The following is a 17,654-nucleotide window of genomic DNA, read 5'->3' on the forward strand; positions in this document are numbered from 1 at the left end:
GGGGGAATACTCGCCCCCTGAGGTCGCATATGAGTCTGCCTGCTACGACAATGGAAGTATGACGAAACGACCAGTGCTCACTCATACGCGTGAAGAACTTGCCACAGCGCTGAAGCCATTGACCGGCTCGCGCGCTTTGGTGATGACGATGGGTGCCCTGCATTCGGGGCACTTAGAGCTGGTCAAACAGGCGAAGGTGCACGGTGATCACGTCATCGTCACGATCTTCGTGAACCCCACGCAGTTTGCTCCGGGTGAGGACTATGACGCCTACCCGCGTACGCTCGAAGCGGACATGGACGCGCTTCAAACCGTGGGCGCCGATGTCGTGTGGGCGCCGAGGCCCGAAGATGCCTACCCCGAGCCCGTCACCGTTTCAATTGATCCCGGTCCGATTGCTCGCGTCCTAGAAGGCAAGACTCGCCCGACCCACTTCGGTGGTGTTGCGCTGGTGTGCACGAAGGTCATGGGCCTCGTTCGCCCAGATGTTGCACTGTTCGGTGAAAAGGATGCTCAGCAGCTTGCGATGTTGCGCCATGTGTTCCGCCAGCTCGACGTGCCGGTGACCGTGATCGGCGTTCCGATTGTGCGTGACACCGACGGCGTTGCTCTGTCCAGTCGCAACCGCTACCTGTCCGACGAAGAGCGTGTCCGCGCTCGTGCTCTCAACCAGAGCTTGACATTGGGCGTTGAAGCGGGTCGTGCGGGTGCACCTGTCACCCAGATTATTGACGTCATACGAGGCCACATCGAGGCGACCGGCGATATCGACATTGATTACATTGCGCTGGTCGATGATGAAACCTTCGATATCCTGGGCGCCTACGGTTCGGCAGAACTGACGTCGGCTGATTCCTTGCGTCCCGCGACCTTGAATCAGGCGGGGGAGCGTGCATATCGTCTGCTGCTCGCAGTCAAGGTTGGCACCACGCGCCTGATCGACAATATGCCGTTTGTGGCGCCCGTCGAACAGGAGAATGCCGGTGAGTGAAATCATGCGCTCGATGATCCAGGGCAAGATCCACCGCGCCACCGTCACAGGTGCTGACCTGCACTACGTTGGTTCGATCACCATCGACGAGGCCCTGCTGGACGCGGCGAACATTGCGCCCGGGCAACAAGTCGACATTGCGGACGTGAACAATGGCAATCGCCTATCCACCTACACGATTGCCGGTCCGCGAGGCTCCGGTGTCATCCAGCTCAACGGCGCCGCTGCGCACCTCGTGAACCTCGGCGATCTGGTCATCATTATGGCCTACTGCCAGGTTCCAGAATCCATGGTGAAGGGTTGGGAGCCTGCCGTCGCATTCGTTGACGCTGACAACCACATTGTCGAGGTCGGCTCCACTGCGGGGACGGTTCCAGAAGACTCTGATCGCGCTCGCGAACTCGGCCTGAAGTCGTCTGGCAAGTAATACGTCTGTCCCTCCCGGCACCCCTTTTTTGAAACGGGCAACGGTGGCATAGACATACGTTGAAGTGCCCGGCCTCGTCGATACGAGTGCCACAGCGGAATAATCCGCGAACTGACGGTGTGCGATGTGGCACTGCACCCACTCGCGTTCCCTATGCGAGATGGGTGCGGTGATGCCGTTAAACTGGCAGGGTGACTGACGTGAATACAAACCCAGCTGTCCCGGAAAACGACGACGCCCCCGAACAGGTGCGTGTCCGCCAAGAAAAGCGCGAGCGCCTGCTTGCCGAAGGAGGCCAGGCCTACCCGGTCGTCCTGGCGATTACCACTTCGATCGCCGATGTTCGTGAAAAGTACGCTCACCTTGAAACCGGCGAAGAAACTCAGGACGAGGTCGGTATTGCCGGTCGTGTGATGCTTGCTCGCAACGGTGGCAAGCTCTGTTTCGCAACCCTGATGGATGGCGCCGGCAACCGTATTCAGGTCATGCTGTCGGCCGCAGAGGTCGGTTTGGATTCGCTGGCTCAGTACAAGACCGACGTGGACCTTGGTGACCACCTGTTCGTGCACGGTCGCGTCATTTCCTCGCGTCGTGGCGAACTGTCGATCATGGCATGCCCCGGCACCGCACCCGCCGAGCTGTTCACGCCCGGCATCAACGAAGGTGACCCGGTTCCCGCATGGCAGATCGCCGCAAAGGCGGTCCGCCCACTACCGAAGACCTACACCGGAGAAGACGGCACCGAAATGTCCCTGTCTGAGGACCTGCGTGTTCGTCGCCGCTACCTCGACATGATTGTTCGCCCGGCCGCCCGCGACATGGTGCGTATGCGCGCCAATGTTGTGAAGTCGCTACGCAACTACTTCGATGAAGCTGGCTTCATCGAGATCGAAACGCCGATGCTACAGAACCTGCACGGTGGCGCGGCTGCACGCCCGTTTTCGACTCACATGAACGCCTACGACACCGAGCTGTTCTTGCGCATCGCGCCCGAGCTGTTCCTCAAACGTGCGGTTGTCGGCGGCGTCGACAAGGTCTTCGAAATCAACCGCAACTTCCGTAATGAGGGTGCGGACTCCTCGCACAGCCCCGAATTCACGATGCTCGAGGCATACGAAGCCTACGGTTCCTACGACACGATGGCTCGTCGCACCCGTGAGTTCATCCAGAAGGCGGCACGCGACGCCCTGGGCACCGAGATCGTCACCCTGCCCGACGGCTCGTCCTACGACCTTTCGGGTTCGTGGAAAGAAATCTCGATGTTCGAGGCCACGGCTGAAGCTCTCGGTCGTGAGTTCACGGTGAATACTCCGCTGGACGAACTGGTGAAGATCGCCGAAGAACTCGGTGAAGACGTTGCTGACCACTGGGGTCCCGGTAAGGTCGCAGAGGTTATCTTCGAAGTCGCCGTGGGTGACAAGCTGTATGCGCCGACCTTCGTGCGCGACTACCCCGAAGACTCCAGCCCGCTGACCCGCGGACACCGTTCCAAGCCGGGCATCGTCGAGAAGTGGGACCTGTATGTCCGAGGTTTCGAACTGGCGACCGCCTACTCCGAACTGGTCGACCCGGTCATCCAGCGCGAGCGTTTCGAAGCGCAGGCGCTTGTTGCGGCAAAGGGTGACCCGGAAGCAATGGTCCTGGATGAAGATTTCCTGATGGCCATGGAGTACGGTATGCCACCGGCAGGTGGCATGGGTATGGGCCTTGACCGCCTGCTGATGGCTCTGACCGGTCAGGGTATCCGTGAGACCATTACGTTCCCGCTGGTCAAGAAGCTCTGAGTATTCCGGGATTCGCCTCTTGTTTGAGGCTGTCTTCCTGATTCTCTTTTCGTCGGATAAACCGGCAATAGTGGCCTCGCGCTTGCGTGAGGCCACTATTTTTTCGGGAACCGGAGAAAATGGTCTACAGTGGTGGAAATACCGTCGTTACGAATCGAGTGAATACAGATCATGAGTGATCTGCAAACAGATCAGAATCCGCCTTTCTTCAATGAAGATGAGCCGAAGCGGTCAAAGGGGCGCCCTCCTCGAATTGATCGCGGAAAGATCCTCGAAGCGGCTCGAACAATCGATCCTGACAAGGTGACGATGCAGGCCGTCGCCGACATTCTCGAAGTGAACCCAACCGCGCTGAATTATCACGTCGGTGGTCGTGAAGGGTTCATGCGTCTTGTCGCAATGGATCGCGTACGGCACGGTGTTCACCGCTTTGCTTTGGATCCCGAGTCTGAAGCGGCGGGGGATTGGGAGCGTCAGCTTCGTCATTTTGCAACGACGATGCGCGCTTCGATTTCAAAGCTGGGCGCGCTTGCTCCGTATCTTGAGTTCGATGCTTCCTCTGCGCTGGCGTACATGCGTCCGTTGGAACAGATCCTGTCCTCAATGGTGAATGCTGGTTTTAGTCTTCCTGAAGCGGTGCGTGGGCTGCTGCTGGTCGTGCATATGTCCGCTCATGCGGGTAAGCATGTTGCGCGTGTGAAGAGAGCCGAGGAAGCGCCTTGTGCCCATTCGAAGGAACGAGGGTCGTTCCTTGCCTTCGTCGACGAGGCTCCCGAAGGAACGATTCCGCTGATCCGTTCGTTAGTGCATGGCGAAGTTGAAGGATTCGCTCCGGGCTCCATGAGCGATATTGATACGCAGTTCGCCTACGAGATGAACGTTGTCATTGACGGGCTTCGCGCGCAGATCGCCTAGAACACGTCCTTGCTAACCCGAGTGTGGTGTCTGCTTGGATAAAGAAAAGTGGAGTTCACGATTGTTGTGAGCTCCACTTTTCTTTGGTTTTTGGCTGGGTGCGATCTGGCTTAACGTCTAGGGGCGAGGCCGCGCGCCTGCGCCGCGCGAGTGCGAACCAGATCAAGCAGTTCGCGTGCCACGCCATCGTCGAGGACGAGGTCGGTGGCGACGTGTGCGCGCAGCGCGCCGAGCAACGGGAGTGCCTTCGAGGCACCAGCTACGACGCAGAGGCGACGCGGGATCTTGCGGAGAGTCTCTGGGCTGGGGCCGGAAGCTCGGCTGTTGAGTTCCATGTCTGTTGAGCCGTCTTCGCGCAGGAGGACGGTGCAGACATCGCCGACAACGCCGTCCTTCTGGGCCAGTGCGATTTCTTCAGTGTCTAGGAAGCCACCCGAATAAACGTGGGAGGGCAGGCGTGCTGAAAGTGAGCCGACGCCGAACAGAGCGATATCGCAGTCGTCAATCGTCTTCAACACGGTCTGAACCGAGCGCTCGCGCCAGAGCTGCTTCTTTGTCTCTGCGTAGTCGAAGAACGTGGGAACGGGGAAGTGGACCATGCGTCCGCCCATTGCGCGCGCTGCGCGGGAAATAATCGCGTCTGCGTACGGCATACCGGACTCGGTAGCGGTCGCGGCACCGTTGAGCTGGACGACGGTCGATCCGGGGAAGTTGACGCGTGGCATACAACGGGTGATCTCTGAGGTCGTGTTGCCCCATGCGATGCCAAGGGTGACACCGGGTTTGAGCATGTCGACCAGACGTTCCGCCGCGACAAGCGAGACGTTATGAAGTCGGTTGACCTCGGTGTGGACGTCATGGACCGGAACAACGGACGTCTGTACGCCGAAGATTTCAGAAATCTGACCGGCAAGGGTTCCTTTGTGTCCTGGAGCGGCGCTCACTGAGATGCGAACCAAGCCGGTATCGCGCGCGTAGGACAGCAAACGAGAAACGGAGGAGCGCGATACGCCAAGGTGGCGTGCGATCGTCTCCATGGTCTGACCTTGGAGGTAATACATTGATGCGGCTTCATGAGCCTGTTCGTCACGAATCGTCACGTGTCATAGTCTGCCATGCACAGGCGTGCAGGTCTAACTGTTGAATGTCCAATCCTTTGGGAGACTGTGCGATTTGGTGAGCGTGCACACATTGGAGAGGTAAGTATCCCCTTATGTGCACGGTTGTGCATGGGGTCAGGTTCGATGTGCAAACGCTGTCATACTATGTGGTGTCCACGTGAAGACATCACAGGTCAGCGCGGGTTTGTTCTGCGACCGCAAAGTGCTCACGAGCGGTCCTGCGAAACAAGCGGAGTCTTGAATAAGGAATTCGCATGTGACGCGGAAGGCTTTTCGAACTTGGCGTGATCAGTCCTGTCTCGCTAAAGGAACCCTGCGGGTGGGAAACCGCCCGACAATTCGATGCAACGAAGCATCGAAGAAAGATTGGAAAAATGCTCGCAACACTTCTTCCTGCAGTTGCTGAAGTCGGCTCCGGCAAGATCTTCATGTCGGAGTTCCTCGGCACAGCAGTCCTTCTCCTCCTCGGTGGCGGCGTTGTTGCTACCAACCTCCTGCCCAAGTCCAAGGGCAAGGGCGGTGGCTGGCTCATGATTAACTGGGGATGGGGCCTCGCAGTCCTCGCCGGTGTCTACGTCGCCTACACGACCGGCGGCCACCTCAACCCCGCCGTGACCATCGCCAAGGTCGTCGCCTACATGTTCGACCCAGCCGTCACCCTCAACGGCCCGGCCGTCGGTGAGGGTGGCATCGCCGTGACCGCCGCGAACGTCGCGATCTACATCGTCGCCCAGTTCCTCGGCGCATTCGTTGGCGCCGTCCTGTGCTGGCTCACCTTCAAGCAGCACTTCGATGAGGACTGCGACCCGGCTCTCAAGCTCGGCGTCTTCTCGACCGGCCCGGAGATCCGCTCCTACGGATGGAACACTCTCACTGAGGCCATCGGCACCTTCGTCCTTATCCTCTGGGTTTTCGTCTCCGGATACACGACCACCGCGATTGGCCCGCTCGGCGTTGCACTGATCATCGTCGTCATCGGCAACTCGCTCGGTGGCCCCACCGGATACGCGATCAACCCGGCTCGTGACCTCGGCCCGCGTATTGCTCACGCAATCCTCCCGATCAAGGGCAAGGGTGGTTCCGACTGGGGCTACTCCTGGGTTCCGGTTGTCGGCCCGATCCTCGGTGCCGTCGTCGCGGTTCTCGTCGCCTACGGCTCCGGCCTCGTCACCGCTGCCTGACCCTCGTAGCAGACCCGTACTCCGAACGTGGGGTTCCGGGCGGACTCGTCTGGAACCCCACGTTCCTATCTGAAACACAAAGAAGTGAACAGAAGGGACACCATTCATGTCTGATGAAAAATTCGTTCTCGCGATTGATCAGGGCACCACGTCCTCCCGCGCGATCGTCTTCAACCACTCCGGCGAAATCGTCTCGGTTGGCCAGAAGGAATTCACCCAGATCTTCCCGAACCCGGGCTGGGTTGAGCACGATCCCGTAGAGATTTGGGAATCGGTTCGCACCGTCGTCGCCGAGGCGCTTCAGAAGGCAGAAATCAACGCCACCCAGCTTGCTGCTGTTGGCATCACCAACCAGCGTGAAACCACCATCGTGTGGGACAAGACCACCGGCGAGCCCGTCTACAACGCAATCGTCTGGCAGGACACTCGTACGTCGGAAATCGTCCGTGACGTTGCAGCAGGCGACCCGCTGGGTACCGAACGTTACCGCCAGATCACCGGCGAGAACATCTCCACCTACCCGTCAGCACCTCGCATTACCTGGATCCTCGACAACGTTGAGGGTGCACGCGAGAAGGCAGAAGCAGGCGACCTGCTCTTCGGCACCCCGGACACCTGGGTTCTCTGGAACCTGACCGGTGGCGTTAACGGTGGAGTCCACGCAACCGACGTGACCAACGCATCCCGTACCCTGCTGATGGACGTTCGTGAGCTCAAGTGGCGCGAAGACATCTGCGCTGACTTCCGCATCCCGCCGGCAATGCTCCCCGAGATCAAGGCATCCGCGGACAACTACGGCACCGGTCGCCCGAATGGTCTGCTCGCAGGCGTTCCGATCTCCGGCATCCTTGGTGATCAGCAGGCTGCAACCTTTGGGCAGGCCTGCTTCGAAAAGGGCACCGCGAAGAACACTTACGGCACCGGTTGCTTCACCCTGATGAACACCGGCGAAGAGCCCGTCTTCTCGACCAATGGCCTGCTGACGACCGTACTGTACAAGCTTGGCGACGCCAAGCCGGTCTACGCACTCGAAGGCTCTGTGGCAGTTGCAGGCTCGCTGGTTCAGTGGCTACGTGACAACCTCGGAATGATCGAGAAGTCCTCCGAGATCGGCAAGCTCGCTCAGACCGTTGAAGACAATGGTGGCGTGTACTTCGTCCCGGCATTCTCCGGCCTGTTCGCACCGTACTGGAAGGACGACGCTCGCGGTGTGATCGTTGGCCTGACTCGCTACGTGAACAAGGGCCACATTGCCCGCGCAGTCGAAGAGTCGACCGCATTCCAGTCTGCAGAGCTCATTGATGCAATGAACGCCGATGCAGGTGTCCCGCTGAAGGAACTCAAGGTTGACGGTGGCATGACCGCTGACGATCTGCTCATGCAGTTCCAGGCTGACATTTCCGGTGTGGACGTCATCCGCCCGGTCGTTGCAGAGACGACCGCTCTGGGTGTTGCCTACGCAGCCGGTATCGCAGTCGGCTTCTGGAATGGCACCGATGATGTCATTGCCAACTGGCAGGAAGACAAGCGTTGGAAGCCGTCCATGGACACCGCAGAGCGCGATCGCACCTACCGCCTTTGGAAGAAGGCTGTTACCCGCACCTTCGACTGGGTTGACGAAGACGTGAAGTGATCTGCTCACACACGTGAGTAGGTAGTTTCCACTCGATAGGGCGTTGCTCGGCGCGATAGGTGTCGAGCAACGCTCTTTTTGCGTAAAAACCTTTTAATCTTGATCGTATGGATAACTATTCATCTAACGAAGAAAAAACCTACTTGATCGTTGACGGTGAAAATATCGATGCCACTCTTGGTATGTCAGTGTTGGATCGTCGTCCGAATCAAGAGGAACGCCCGCGCTGGAATCGAGTCCTTGAAGGCGCCGAAGAACACTGGGGAAGTGAAGCGAAGGGCCTCTTCTTCCTCAACGGTTCTTCCGGTTCGCTACCGATGGGATTCGTTCAGGCGCTCATTGCCATGAACTACTCGGTGATCCCGCTTTCGGGTCCTGCTGACATGAAGGTCGTTGACCTTGGTTTGCAACGCACGATGGATGCGATCTCAGAGCTGGACTCGGGCTCGGTCATTCTTGCTAGCCATGACGCTGATTTCGCTCCTCAGGTTGAGCGTCTGCTGGATCAGGGACGTCGTGTCGCGATCCTCTGCTTCCGCGAATTCCTGGCGACCACTTTCCACGAGCTGGAAGCCAAGGGCTTGGAGATCCTTGACCTCGAATACGATCTGCACGCATTCCAGGTGACTCTACCGCGACTGAGCATCATCGACGTCGACGACTTCAACCCGTTCGACTACCTGTAAACCGCCAGCTCGACTGTTCGGAGCCTGCGCGTCAGTATGCCTATGTCATGAAGGCGGTCAGACACTGGATAGGCCGTCAAACCTCAAACAGAAGTGGTGTGGGGGTTCTGCCCCACACCACTTCTGTTTGATTCAGCTACTCGCTGGTCGCAATGATGTTCGAGCTGAGCGATCAGCCCTTGTTCTTGAGCTCTGCCAGGCGCGCTTCGATTTCAATCTCGGAGGCGTCGGTTTCGAGTTCTGCAAACTGTGCGTCGAGGGATGAGGCCGCGACCTCTGCCTGACCCTGTGCCAGTGCTTCGGCGCGACGGACACGGTCTTCGTAGCGTGCGAGCTCTGACGTCGGATCGAGCACGTTGATAGATGCGACAGCGTCATTGACCTTGGTCTGGGCCTCGGCGGTCTTCTGGCGTGCCACCAGCTGATCGCGCTTGGACTTGAGTTCTTCGAGCTTATCCTTCATCTGAGCAAGGCCGGTCTTGAGCTTCTCAACAACCTCGGTCTGCGAGGCGATGATTGGCTCTGCGTCCTTGGCTTCGCCTTCAAAGGTGATCTGCTTGCCGATCGCTGCCTTGGCGAGCTTGTCCCACTTGTCAGCGCCTGCAGTATCGCCCCCAGCGCGCATTTCGTCTGCCTTCTGCGAAGCGGCCAGAGCCTTGCGACCCCAGTCAGCTGCTGCGGCAACGTCTTCTTCGTGGTCTTTTTCTGCTAGACGCAGGTTGCCGACAGTCTGGGCGACTGCGGTTTCAGCTTCTGCGATGGAGTTCGTGTAGTCGCGGATCAACTGGTCAAGCATCTTTGCCGGATCTTCAGCGCGATCCAGGAGGGCGTTGATGTTTGCTTTTGCGAGCTGGGAAATGCGACCGATGATGGACTGCTTTTCTGCCATTGTTTGTGTCCTTCGCTGGATGGGTCGCGCGATTATCGCGCGTCACCTCCATTTTAGAGTGTGACGCTGAATACTTCCTGTGAACGGGCTGTATATCCGTTCGGTGTGAAGGTGGAGCCGAGATGGCTGCTGCCCTGCGGGGCGTTCCTGCAGGACACCAGCCGCATGTTCAGATCAGAAGGAGCCGGAGCTACCGCCACCGAATCCGCCGAAGCCTCCGCCAGAGAATCCGCCACCGGAGAACCCGCCTCCGCTTCCTCCTTGCCCGAGGCTATGACCGGCATTCATCAGGACAGACCACAGCAGGGCATGGCCAAGGCCGGTGTTATCGGTGAAGATTCCACCGCTTCCATTCGTGTGGTGTCTGAACTGACCAGCCTGCCCATACGAGGGATCGTTAATCGGGGTTGACAACACGGTAAGGGCCACGCTACGTGCGTTCTTCGCCAGGGTCATTGCCTGATCGGGGTCAGTTTGGACAAGTGCAACAGCCTGATCGAGTTCAGCCTTAGCCTCAGCGAGTGTGGAACGGACATCCAACGGGATGACGCCCCGGCGTCCCTGAATGTAAGAGTTAGCTCGCGCGTACTGGGCTTGAGCGTCGGACACGGCGTTCCGTGCTGCCTGGACCTTGCGTTCTCTTGCGTCAGCCTGAGAACGAAGTGGTTCAAGCGCGGCGTCCAGCTGAGATTCGGCCAAACGTAGGTTTTCCAGCGCAGCCAGCGGGTCACCACTTCCGGCGCGTGCGCTTTGAGCCTTGGCTACAGCCTTCTGTGCTTCGGCAACAAGCGGTGCGAACGCTGCTGAGTCTGCCTTCAGGGTCGTCACGTCGGAAAGATCCGAGGTGATCGAAGCAATTGCCTTCGTCAGAACCTCGTTCGCGGCAGCGAGGTCGTGCTTGGCGCTCATGATTGCTTCGGTCTGGTGTCCCGCCATCGCGAGTGCTCGGCGAGCAATATCGAGCTGCACCAGTGCTGCTGACGGATCAGAGGTTGCGAGGGAGGTTGCTTGATTCGCAGCGACCGACGCTGAATCAAGGAGAGCGCGTGCCTGCTGAGGATTGTCCATCAACGAGGCAACGGTCGTGGACGAGTACAGCGTCTGAAGGGCGGTGAGCTCAGCTTCCACGCTGGGCAACGCTGCGATTGCCTCTAGAATGCGCGTCTTCACGTCCGTGGCCTGCGTGGGAACGCTTGCCTCTTCATCGCGAAGCTGGCTGAATGCCTTCTGTTGCTCAACCAAAGCTGGCATGACCTGGTTCAACTCATGTTGCAGCGTGAGCGCAGCCTCGGTACGCGAACGAGAATCGGGGGCCTCGTTCATCGTTTGCTGGGCAGTAAATGCCTTCGCGATGCCCGCTTGAGCGGCAGAAAGTGCCTTTACATATGCGTCGGTCTTCGTTTCACCGAACTGAGCGCGCGCGAAATCAAGCTCATCAGCGGCCGAACGTACCAGTTCGTCTGCCTGAAGGAGCAGAGTCGATGATTGGTTGGTCAGGGCCAGTACCTGATCCTCGGTCAATGACGGAAGCTGATCGCCGGGTGCCCAAGGGTGGTCAGCGGTTGCCTTCGGAGCGGGGGTTGAAGCGCCCTTCACCTTGTTGCGCTTCACGAAGAACACAATCAGTCCACCGATAACGACAACGACAAAGACAACAACGGTGCGGATCCACCCGAATCCCGACTTCCCAGAGGAAGGAACGCCGGTCGACGAAGAGTGTGAAGAAGAGGACGAGGCCTGACCTGTCACAGTTGACGTCAACGTTGAAATAAAGGTTGTTGCTGCATCCGTCGTCGTATCAGCGTCCAGAGGATTCGACTTAGCAAGAACTCTCTTTGCAGCCGACGTTGCGCGCGTGATATCCGAATCGGTGACAACCTGCTGATCAGCGTTGCCACACGTTGTGAACATGCGCTCTTTATAGGCAATCACGTAGACGATCGACTGATTCGACAATCCGGAGTTCACACCCGAAGTCTTGCACCATTCAATTGGCTCCGCACCCGAAAAATCGGGAACCGTCACGAAATAAACCTGCAAACCGGCAGACCCGGCCTCGTCCGCGGAAGAGGATATTTCCGAAACTTGAGAGTCGGAGAGCCAACCCGAAGGGTCGGTCACCGACGTCGAAATAGTGACCGGGGATGTGGCAAGTGCTGGCGCACCAAGGCCTGCAATCAGGGCGATACCGGCAACGACGCTGGCGCACGCACGCGAAACAGCGGAACGGAACGACATGGGGATCTCCTGACCTTTGAGCCGACCTGCAAGCGTTCAATAATTCGATGTTACCCGCCCCGTATTCATTTGGCGCTGAAAGCATGTAGCGCATTAGGCTGGCGGGCACATTAGAATGGCAGAACGAACAAAACGAATGATTCCTAGAGGAAGGGGAGCAACATGCCTACTGGCAAGGTGAAGTTCTTCGATGCTGATCGTGGCTTCGGCTTCATCGGTGGTGACGACGGTGTGGAAGTATTCCTGCACGTTTCGGCGCTCCCCGAAGGAATTGAAACGGTGAAGCCGGGGACGCGCGTCGAGTACGGTGTTGCTGACGGACGCAAGGGTCCACAGGCATTGACTGTTCGTATCCTGGCCCCAAAGAAGTCGCTTGCGGCGGCGCGCCACCGCAAGCCTGAAGCCATGGTCCCCGTGATTGAGGACCTCATCAAACTGCTCGATGCTTCCTCGACCAGCTTGCGTCGCGGGAAATACCCCGAGAACGCGCCTCAGATTGCGAAGGTTCTTAAAGCAGTAGCCGAGGATTTCGATGCCTGACACACACGCTGGCGATACTGCGCCTGCACCCCAGACGCCCGTCAATGACACAACGATGAGAGCTTCATCGCGCTCGCGTTCAACGCATAAGGTAGCGGTGCGCACCCCGAAGAAGGACGCGATTCTTGCCCAAGCGGTCGAGGTCGCTCTTGAATCCGCGAAGGCTGTTGCCCACCCGCGTCCCATCGGCGAACACCTTGGGTTCGTCATGGACTCAGAGCGCATCGGAACCCACTATTTCGCTTCCACCGACGACGGCTATGTCGGTTGGGCGTGGGCAGTGACGGTTGCGCGCATTCCGCGTTCGCGTCACGCGACCGTGTGTGAGGTCGACATGGTTCCTCGCGATGGTGCGTTGCTTGCTCCGCAGTGGATCCCGTGGGAAGACCGTCTGCGTCCAGGCGATCTGTCGCGTGACGATATCCTGCCCTACCAGGCAGAAGATGCCCGCCTTGAGCAGTCCTTCCAAGATGTCGGCGAGGACATTGACTACCCGGAGCTGAAGGAAATCGGCTTGGGTCGCAAGCGCGTCCTGTCCGAAGAAGGCCGTAGTGCTGCCGTTGATCGCTGGTACAAGTCTGAGCAGGGACCGAAGTCGTCTCGCCCGCCACGTAACTCATGCTCGACCTGTGGTTTCTTGGTGAAATTGTCGGGCTCGATGCGCACGGTGTTCGGTGTATGCGCCAACGAATGGGCTCCCGATGATGGTCGCGTGGTCAGCCTCGATCACACCTGCGGTGCGCACTCGGAAACTGATGTTGCCAAGCAGGGAACCCAGTGGTCGGTTCGCCCGTCGCGTATTGACGACGGTGCACTGGACACCGAGAAAATGCCCGTGAATGTGACCTCGTAGGCACGGTGTCCACATTGTGTTGTGGCGCCTGACACGATTCTTGCCTGTGAGTTTCGCGTGTTGGCACGATGAGTTCGTGAGCACACAACAGACTGCCGCTTCATCCCAATCAGCGGCCAAAGGTTCAATTGATTCGTTCTTCAAGATCAGCGAACGCGGATCTTCGATCGGCCAGGAAATTCGTGGCGGTGTCGTCACGTTCTTCGCTATGGCCTACATTCTTGTCGTGAACCCAGCCATCCTCGGGGCAGCACTGCCGGAGGATGGCTCTATTACTGCCCAGGGTATTGCGGCAGGTACCGCGCTTGTTGCAGGCGTCATGACTATCCTCATGGGTGTTGTCGCCAACTACCCGCTGGCACTTGCTGCCGGTCTGGGTCTCAATGCCGTCGTTGCTTTCACCATGGTTATAGGCATGGGCCTGAGCTATGCAGAGGCCATGGGCCTTGTCGCATGGGAAGGCATCATCATCCTGATCCTGGTTCTCACCGGCTTCCGTGAGGCAGTGTTTAAGGCTGTTCCTCATCAGCTGAAGACCGCTCTGACCGTTGGTCTAGGCCTCTTCATCGCTCTTATCGGTCTGGTTGACGCCGGTATCGTCCGTGCAGGCTCCACCCCGGTTCAGCTGGGCATCAACGGCTCCCTGCAGGGCTGGCCGACCCTGGTCTTCGTCTTCGGCCTGTTCCTGACCTTCGTCCTCTACATCCGTAAGGTCAAGGGCGCCGTCTTCATCTCAATCGTCTCTTCGACGATTCTGGCCGTCATCGTCGAAGCCGTTCTTCACCTTGGTATGAAATCGGATGAGAACGCTACCGGTTGGGGCCAGACCGTTCCGACTCTCGATGGTTCACCTGTTGCTGTCCCCGTGTTCGACACGCTCGGCAAGGTCGACATGTTCGGCGCATTTGGCAAGGTAGGCATTGTTTCCGTCGCCTTGCTGATCTTCTCGCTCATGCTGGCTGACTTCTTCGACACGATGGGCACGATGGTCGCCGTCGGTGCCGAAGGTAACCTGCTCGACAAAGAGGGCAACCCACCGAAGACCCGCGAAATCCTGGTGATCGACTCCCTTGCCGCCGCCGCTGGTGGTTTCGGTGGCGTTTCCTCGAACACCTCCTACATTGAGTCTGCAGCGGGTGTCGCTGAAGGCGCACGCACAGGTCTTGCATCTGTTGTCACCGGTATCCTCTTCCTCCTCTCGACCTTCCTTGCGCCGCTCATGGAGCTCGTCCCCACCGAAGCCGCTTCGACCGCTCTGGTCTTCGTTGGCTTCCTGATGATGACCCAGGTTGCCGAGATCGATTGGCAGGCCCCGGAAATCGCTCTTCCGTCGTTCATGACCATCGCCTTCATGCCCTTCGGTTACTCCGTTTCCGTCGGTATCGGCGTTGGCTTCATTACTCACACCGTCATCCAGGTTGTTCTTGGCCGTGCGAAGAAGGTTCACCCGCTCATGTGGCTGGCTTCGATCCTCTTCGTCGTCTACTTCCTGCTTGGGCCGATCCAAGCTCTGCTGGGAGTCTGATCTCCTCGCAACAGATTGTGTGATGTGCAGAGGCGTGATGCTCTGCTTGACCGATCACCAATCGTCCACATGGAAAGCCCCACGGTGCATTGCCGTGGGGCTTTCCGTATGCTTGAAACAGTTATTTCTTAGGTCTTAGAAAAAACTAGGGAGGTGCATCCGCGCGTGTCACGTACTTTCCATTCGTTGCGTTACTTCAACTTCCGATTGTGGTTCTTCGGAAACATTATTGCCTCGACGGGCATGTGGATGCAGAGGGTTGCGCAAGACTGGCTGGTTCTGACCGTTCTGACTCAGAACTCTGGCACGCAAGTGGGTGTTGTCACCGCTTTGCAGTTCCTGCCGATTCTGGTGTTGTCCCCGTGGGCCGGTTTGCTTGCTGATCGTCTGAATCGTCGCGCTCTGCTGCAGGCGATGCAGTTGGCGAACGCGCTCTTGGGCTTGATTTTGGGCGTGCTGATTCTGACGAATACAGCCCAGCTTTGGCATGTGTATGTGTTGGCGTTGTTGGGTGGCGTTGCTGGCGCGATTGATTCACCTGCGCGCCAGGCATTCGTGTCTGAACTGGTTCCACCAGTGTCTTTGTCGAACGCTGTCGGTTTGAACTCGACGGCCTTTAATGCTGCGCGTCTGATTGGCCCGGCTGTTTCCGGTTTGTTGATTGATGCGATCGGTACTGGCTGGGTGATGATCGTGACCGCTGTTGCGTTCTTTGCTCCGGTTTTGACGCTTGCGTTGATGCGTTCTGCGGATTTGGTTCCCCGCAAGGTTGTGAAGCGTTCGCCTGGCCAGATTCGCGAGGGCGTTTCCTATGTGAAGAATCGTCCCGACATTGTGCTGATCCTGGTGATCGTAGCGGTCGTGTCAGGTTTGGGCATGAACTTCCAGCTCACCAGTGCCCTGATGGCGACTGAGGTCTACGGCAAGGCTGCGGGCGAGTACGGCATCCTGGGTTCGTTTATGGCAGTGGGAGCTCTGAGCGGTTCACTTCTTGCTGCGCGTCGCGCTCAGCCGCGACTGCGTCTGATCGTGTCGGGTGCGGCGATTTATGGTCTGCTTGAAATTGTGTTGGCTTTGGCTCCGACGTATGAGTCGTTTGCTGTTCTTGCAATCCCGACGGGGCTTGCGATGCTGACCATGGTGACGGCAGCGAATGCGACTATTCAGATCACCACGGATGAGACTGTTCGCGGTCGCGTGATGGCTCTCTATTCGATGATTTTCTTGGGCGCGACGCCGATCGGGTCGCCCTTCATCGGTTGGGTGGGCGAGCAGTTTGGTGCGCGCTGGTCGATTCTTGTCGGCGGTGGGGCTTCCCTAGCGGTCGGAGTTATCGCGGGCGTGTGGGGTCTGATTCATTGGAATTACCGCGTCAAGTTCCACGTTTCGACGCACCCGATCGAGGTCGAAGGCCCCGCGGAGCGCGCATACGTGGCTGCTCTGGTCGCTGAAGCTGAACGGAACGCGACCGGAAAGTAGCGTGGCAAGCGCCTGCGCGTTGAGCGTCGTGCAGGTTGCGCCTAGTAGGACCTCATCATGTTCCCGGTTGCGTCCACGTTCGCCTGGGTGGATTATCGCGATCGACGAGGCCTGGGCTGATCTTTGGAGTCACAGGGCTCGTTCGAGCGCCCAATCGATCGACTCCAGAAGCGCTTCGACGTCCGAAGTCGGAGTCGAGGGCCATGTCGCGATGCGGAGCTGGTTGCGACCAACCCCGCGGTAGGCATCAATGTCGACGATGCCCGATGCTCTCAGACCGTCAGACAGGACCCTCACATCGACCACGTCGTCGAATTCAACGGTGACGACAACGGGGGAGCGCCAGTCCTTATTCTCAACGAAGGGGTGAGCGACTGACGAGGCGTCGGCCCAGGCGTAAATCAGGTCGGAAGCGGCGCGAGAGCGCGCTTCCATCGCTTCTAAGCCACCACCGGCATTCATCCACTGGATTTGTTGATCCATCATGATCAGCGTCGCCACGGCCGGCGTATTCAGCGTCTGATCCTTACGCGAGTTTGAAATCGCCACCGAAAGGTCGAAGAAGGTCGGTATCCAACGGTCGGTCGCCCCATGCAATTCTTGTGCGCGCTCGACGGCTGCAGGGGAGAGGACCGCCACCCACAGGCCACCGTCAGAGGCGAAAGCCTTTTGGGGAGAGAAGTAATAGGCGTCGGTGTTGGCAATATCAACGTGCGCAGCGCCGGCGATCGAGGTCGCATCCACCAGAGTCAATGCGTCTTCACCACCGATACGGTTCACCCGGCTGATTGTGCCTGTCGAGGTCTCATGGTGCGGATAGCCAAAAGCATCGGGTTCTTCCCCAGCGGTTCCGGCCTCGTTCCCCGTGAGCGTGACAACGGTGCCCAGCTGACCTTCAACGCGAAGCGCGTCGGCGAGATGCGGGGCCTTGTCTACCTCTGTGGCGAACTTCGCGCCGAACTCCCCGAAGGTTGCGAATGCGGCCTGCTTGCGAATGAGCGAGGCTGCCGCCACGTCCCAAAACGCTGATGCGCCACCGTTACCAAGGGTGACTTCATAGCCATCGGGAAGATTGAACAAGGTCGTCAATCCCTCGCGGATTGAATGGACAACATTCTTCACCGGGGACTTGCGGTGCGAGGTCCCCATCAACCTAGGTGTTTTCAACGCATCAATCTGCGCCGGGCGCACGCGCGACGGGCCGGAACCAAAGCGGCCGTCAGCAGGAAGGATAGAAGCAGGAATCGGGGGGAATGTCTCCATAGGCTCAAACTTAGTCGCACTAGATGCGCTCGCGGAACATATTCCATGACACGTATGGTGCTAAATACCTTGGGTGCTCACCGCGTATGTCTGTCCACCGTTTGGCGCGATATCAGCGGAAATGACATT

General features: G+C 58.5%; 15 protein-coding genes. 11 read left to right on the forward strand and 4 right to left on the reverse strand.

The window, feature by feature from the left end; all coding sequences use genetic code 11:
• Window positions 1–58: 58 nt before the first annotated feature.
• From panC to PG731_RS05285, 4 genes are all read left to right on the forward strand, one after another.
• On the forward strand, window positions 59–991 hold the full coding sequence (gene panC, locus PG731_RS05270) for a pantoate--beta-alanine ligase (protein WP_270772602.1): 933 nt from the start codon (window positions 59–61) through the stop codon (window positions 989–991).
• The gene (gene panD, locus PG731_RS05275; RefSeq protein ID WP_442952653.1) at window positions 978–1,418 is read left to right on the forward strand and encodes an aspartate 1-decarboxylase; all 441 of its coding nucleotides are present in this window, start codon (window positions 978–980) and stop codon (window positions 1,416–1,418) included. The genes panC and panD overlap by 14 nt, the downstream gene beginning before the upstream one ends.
• Before the next feature lie 191 nt (window positions 1,419–1,609).
• A complete protein-coding gene (locus PG731_RS05280) occupies window positions 1,610–3,202 on the forward strand; it encodes a lysine--tRNA ligase (protein ID WP_270772605.1) in 1,593 nt (530 codons plus the stop codon).
• Between the two features lie 171 nt (window positions 3,203–3,373).
• Window positions 3,374–4,117 (forward strand): TetR/AcrR family transcriptional regulator, encoded by a 744-nt coding sequence (locus PG731_RS05285; protein WP_270772606.1) that lies wholly within the window; start codon window positions 3,374–3,376, stop codon window positions 4,115–4,117.
• A 110-nt stretch (window positions 4,118–4,227) separates the two neighbouring features.
• Here PG731_RS05285 and PG731_RS05290 read toward each other — a convergent pair whose 3' ends face one another.
• Window positions 4,228–5,178: a sugar-binding transcriptional regulator gene (locus tag PG731_RS05290; RefSeq protein WP_101628413.1), complete on the reverse strand. Its 951-nt coding sequence runs from the start codon at window positions 5,176–5,178 to the stop codon at window positions 4,228–4,230.
• A gap of 434 nt (window positions 5,179–5,612) precedes the next feature.
• On the opposite strand from PG731_RS05290, the gene PG731_RS05295 reads away from it, so the two are divergent.
• From PG731_RS05295 to PG731_RS05305, 3 genes are all read left to right on the forward strand, one after another.
• Window positions 5,613–6,419, forward strand: coding sequence for an MIP/aquaporin family protein (locus PG731_RS05295; protein ID WP_270772607.1), 807 nt, complete (start codon window positions 5,613–5,615; stop codon window positions 6,417–6,419).
• Window positions 6,420–6,525: 106 nt separating this feature from the next.
• Window positions 6,526–8,052, forward strand: a complete 1,527-nt coding sequence (gene glpK, locus PG731_RS05300; protein WP_270772609.1) for a glycerol kinase GlpK — start codon at window positions 6,526–6,528, stop codon at window positions 8,050–8,052.
• Between the two features lie 107 nt (window positions 8,053–8,159).
• Window positions 8,160–8,738, forward strand: a complete 579-nt coding sequence (locus PG731_RS05305) for an NYN domain-containing protein (protein WP_101628393.1) — start codon at window positions 8,160–8,162, stop codon at window positions 8,736–8,738.
• 172 nt (window positions 8,739–8,910) lie between these two features.
• Here PG731_RS05305 and PG731_RS05310 read toward each other — a convergent pair whose 3' ends face one another.
• Together PG731_RS05310 and PG731_RS05315 are read right to left on the reverse strand one after the other, a co-directional pair.
• A complete protein-coding gene (locus PG731_RS05310) occupies window positions 8,911–9,627 on the reverse strand; it encodes a PspA/IM30 family protein (protein WP_101628392.1) in 717 nt (238 codons plus the stop codon).
• A 174-nt stretch (window positions 9,628–9,801) separates the two neighbouring features.
• A complete protein-coding gene (locus PG731_RS05315; RefSeq protein ID WP_270772614.1) occupies window positions 9,802–11,865 on the reverse strand; it encodes a TPM domain-containing protein in 2,064 nt (687 codons plus the stop codon).
• A 162-nt stretch (window positions 11,866–12,027) separates the two neighbouring features.
• Here PG731_RS05315 and PG731_RS05320 point away from each other — a divergent pair, with 162 nt between their 5' ends.
• The 4 genes from PG731_RS05320 to PG731_RS05335 all read left to right on the forward strand — a co-directional run bounded on the left by PG731_RS05320 (window position 12,028) and on the right by PG731_RS05335 (window position 16,262).
• Window positions 12,028–12,405, forward strand: a complete 378-nt coding sequence (locus PG731_RS05320) for a cold-shock protein (RefSeq protein ID WP_101628390.1) — start codon at window positions 12,028–12,030, stop codon at window positions 12,403–12,405.
• A 55-nt stretch (window positions 12,406–12,460) separates the two neighbouring features.
• Complete coding sequence (locus tag PG731_RS05325) at window positions 12,461–13,258, forward strand: DUF3027 domain-containing protein (RefSeq protein ID WP_270772648.1); 798 nt, start codon at window positions 12,461–12,463, stop codon at window positions 13,256–13,258.
• Window positions 13,259–13,334: 76 nt separating this feature from the next.
• A complete protein-coding gene (locus tag PG731_RS05330) occupies window positions 13,335–14,783 on the forward strand; it encodes an NCS2 family permease (protein ID WP_270772616.1) in 1,449 nt (482 codons plus the stop codon).
• Between the two features lie 165 nt (window positions 14,784–14,948).
• On the forward strand, window positions 14,949–16,262 hold the full coding sequence (locus PG731_RS05335) for an MFS transporter (protein WP_270772618.1): 1,314 nt from the start codon (window positions 14,949–14,951) through the stop codon (window positions 16,260–16,262).
• Between the two features lie 129 nt (window positions 16,263–16,391).
• Here the strand turns inward: PG731_RS05335 and serC are convergent, their stop codons facing one another.
• On the reverse strand, window positions 16,392–17,525 hold the full coding sequence (gene serC / locus PG731_RS05340; protein ID WP_270772619.1) for a phosphoserine transaminase: 1,134 nt from the start codon (window positions 17,523–17,525) through the stop codon (window positions 16,392–16,394).
• Window positions 17,526–17,654 lie beyond the last annotated feature (129 nt).

The organism is Pauljensenia sp. OF14-1SRA, from assembly GCF_027694595.1.
Taxonomy (GTDB): domain Bacteria; phylum Actinomycetota; class Actinomycetes; order Actinomycetales; family Actinomycetaceae; genus Pauljensenia; species Pauljensenia turicensis_B.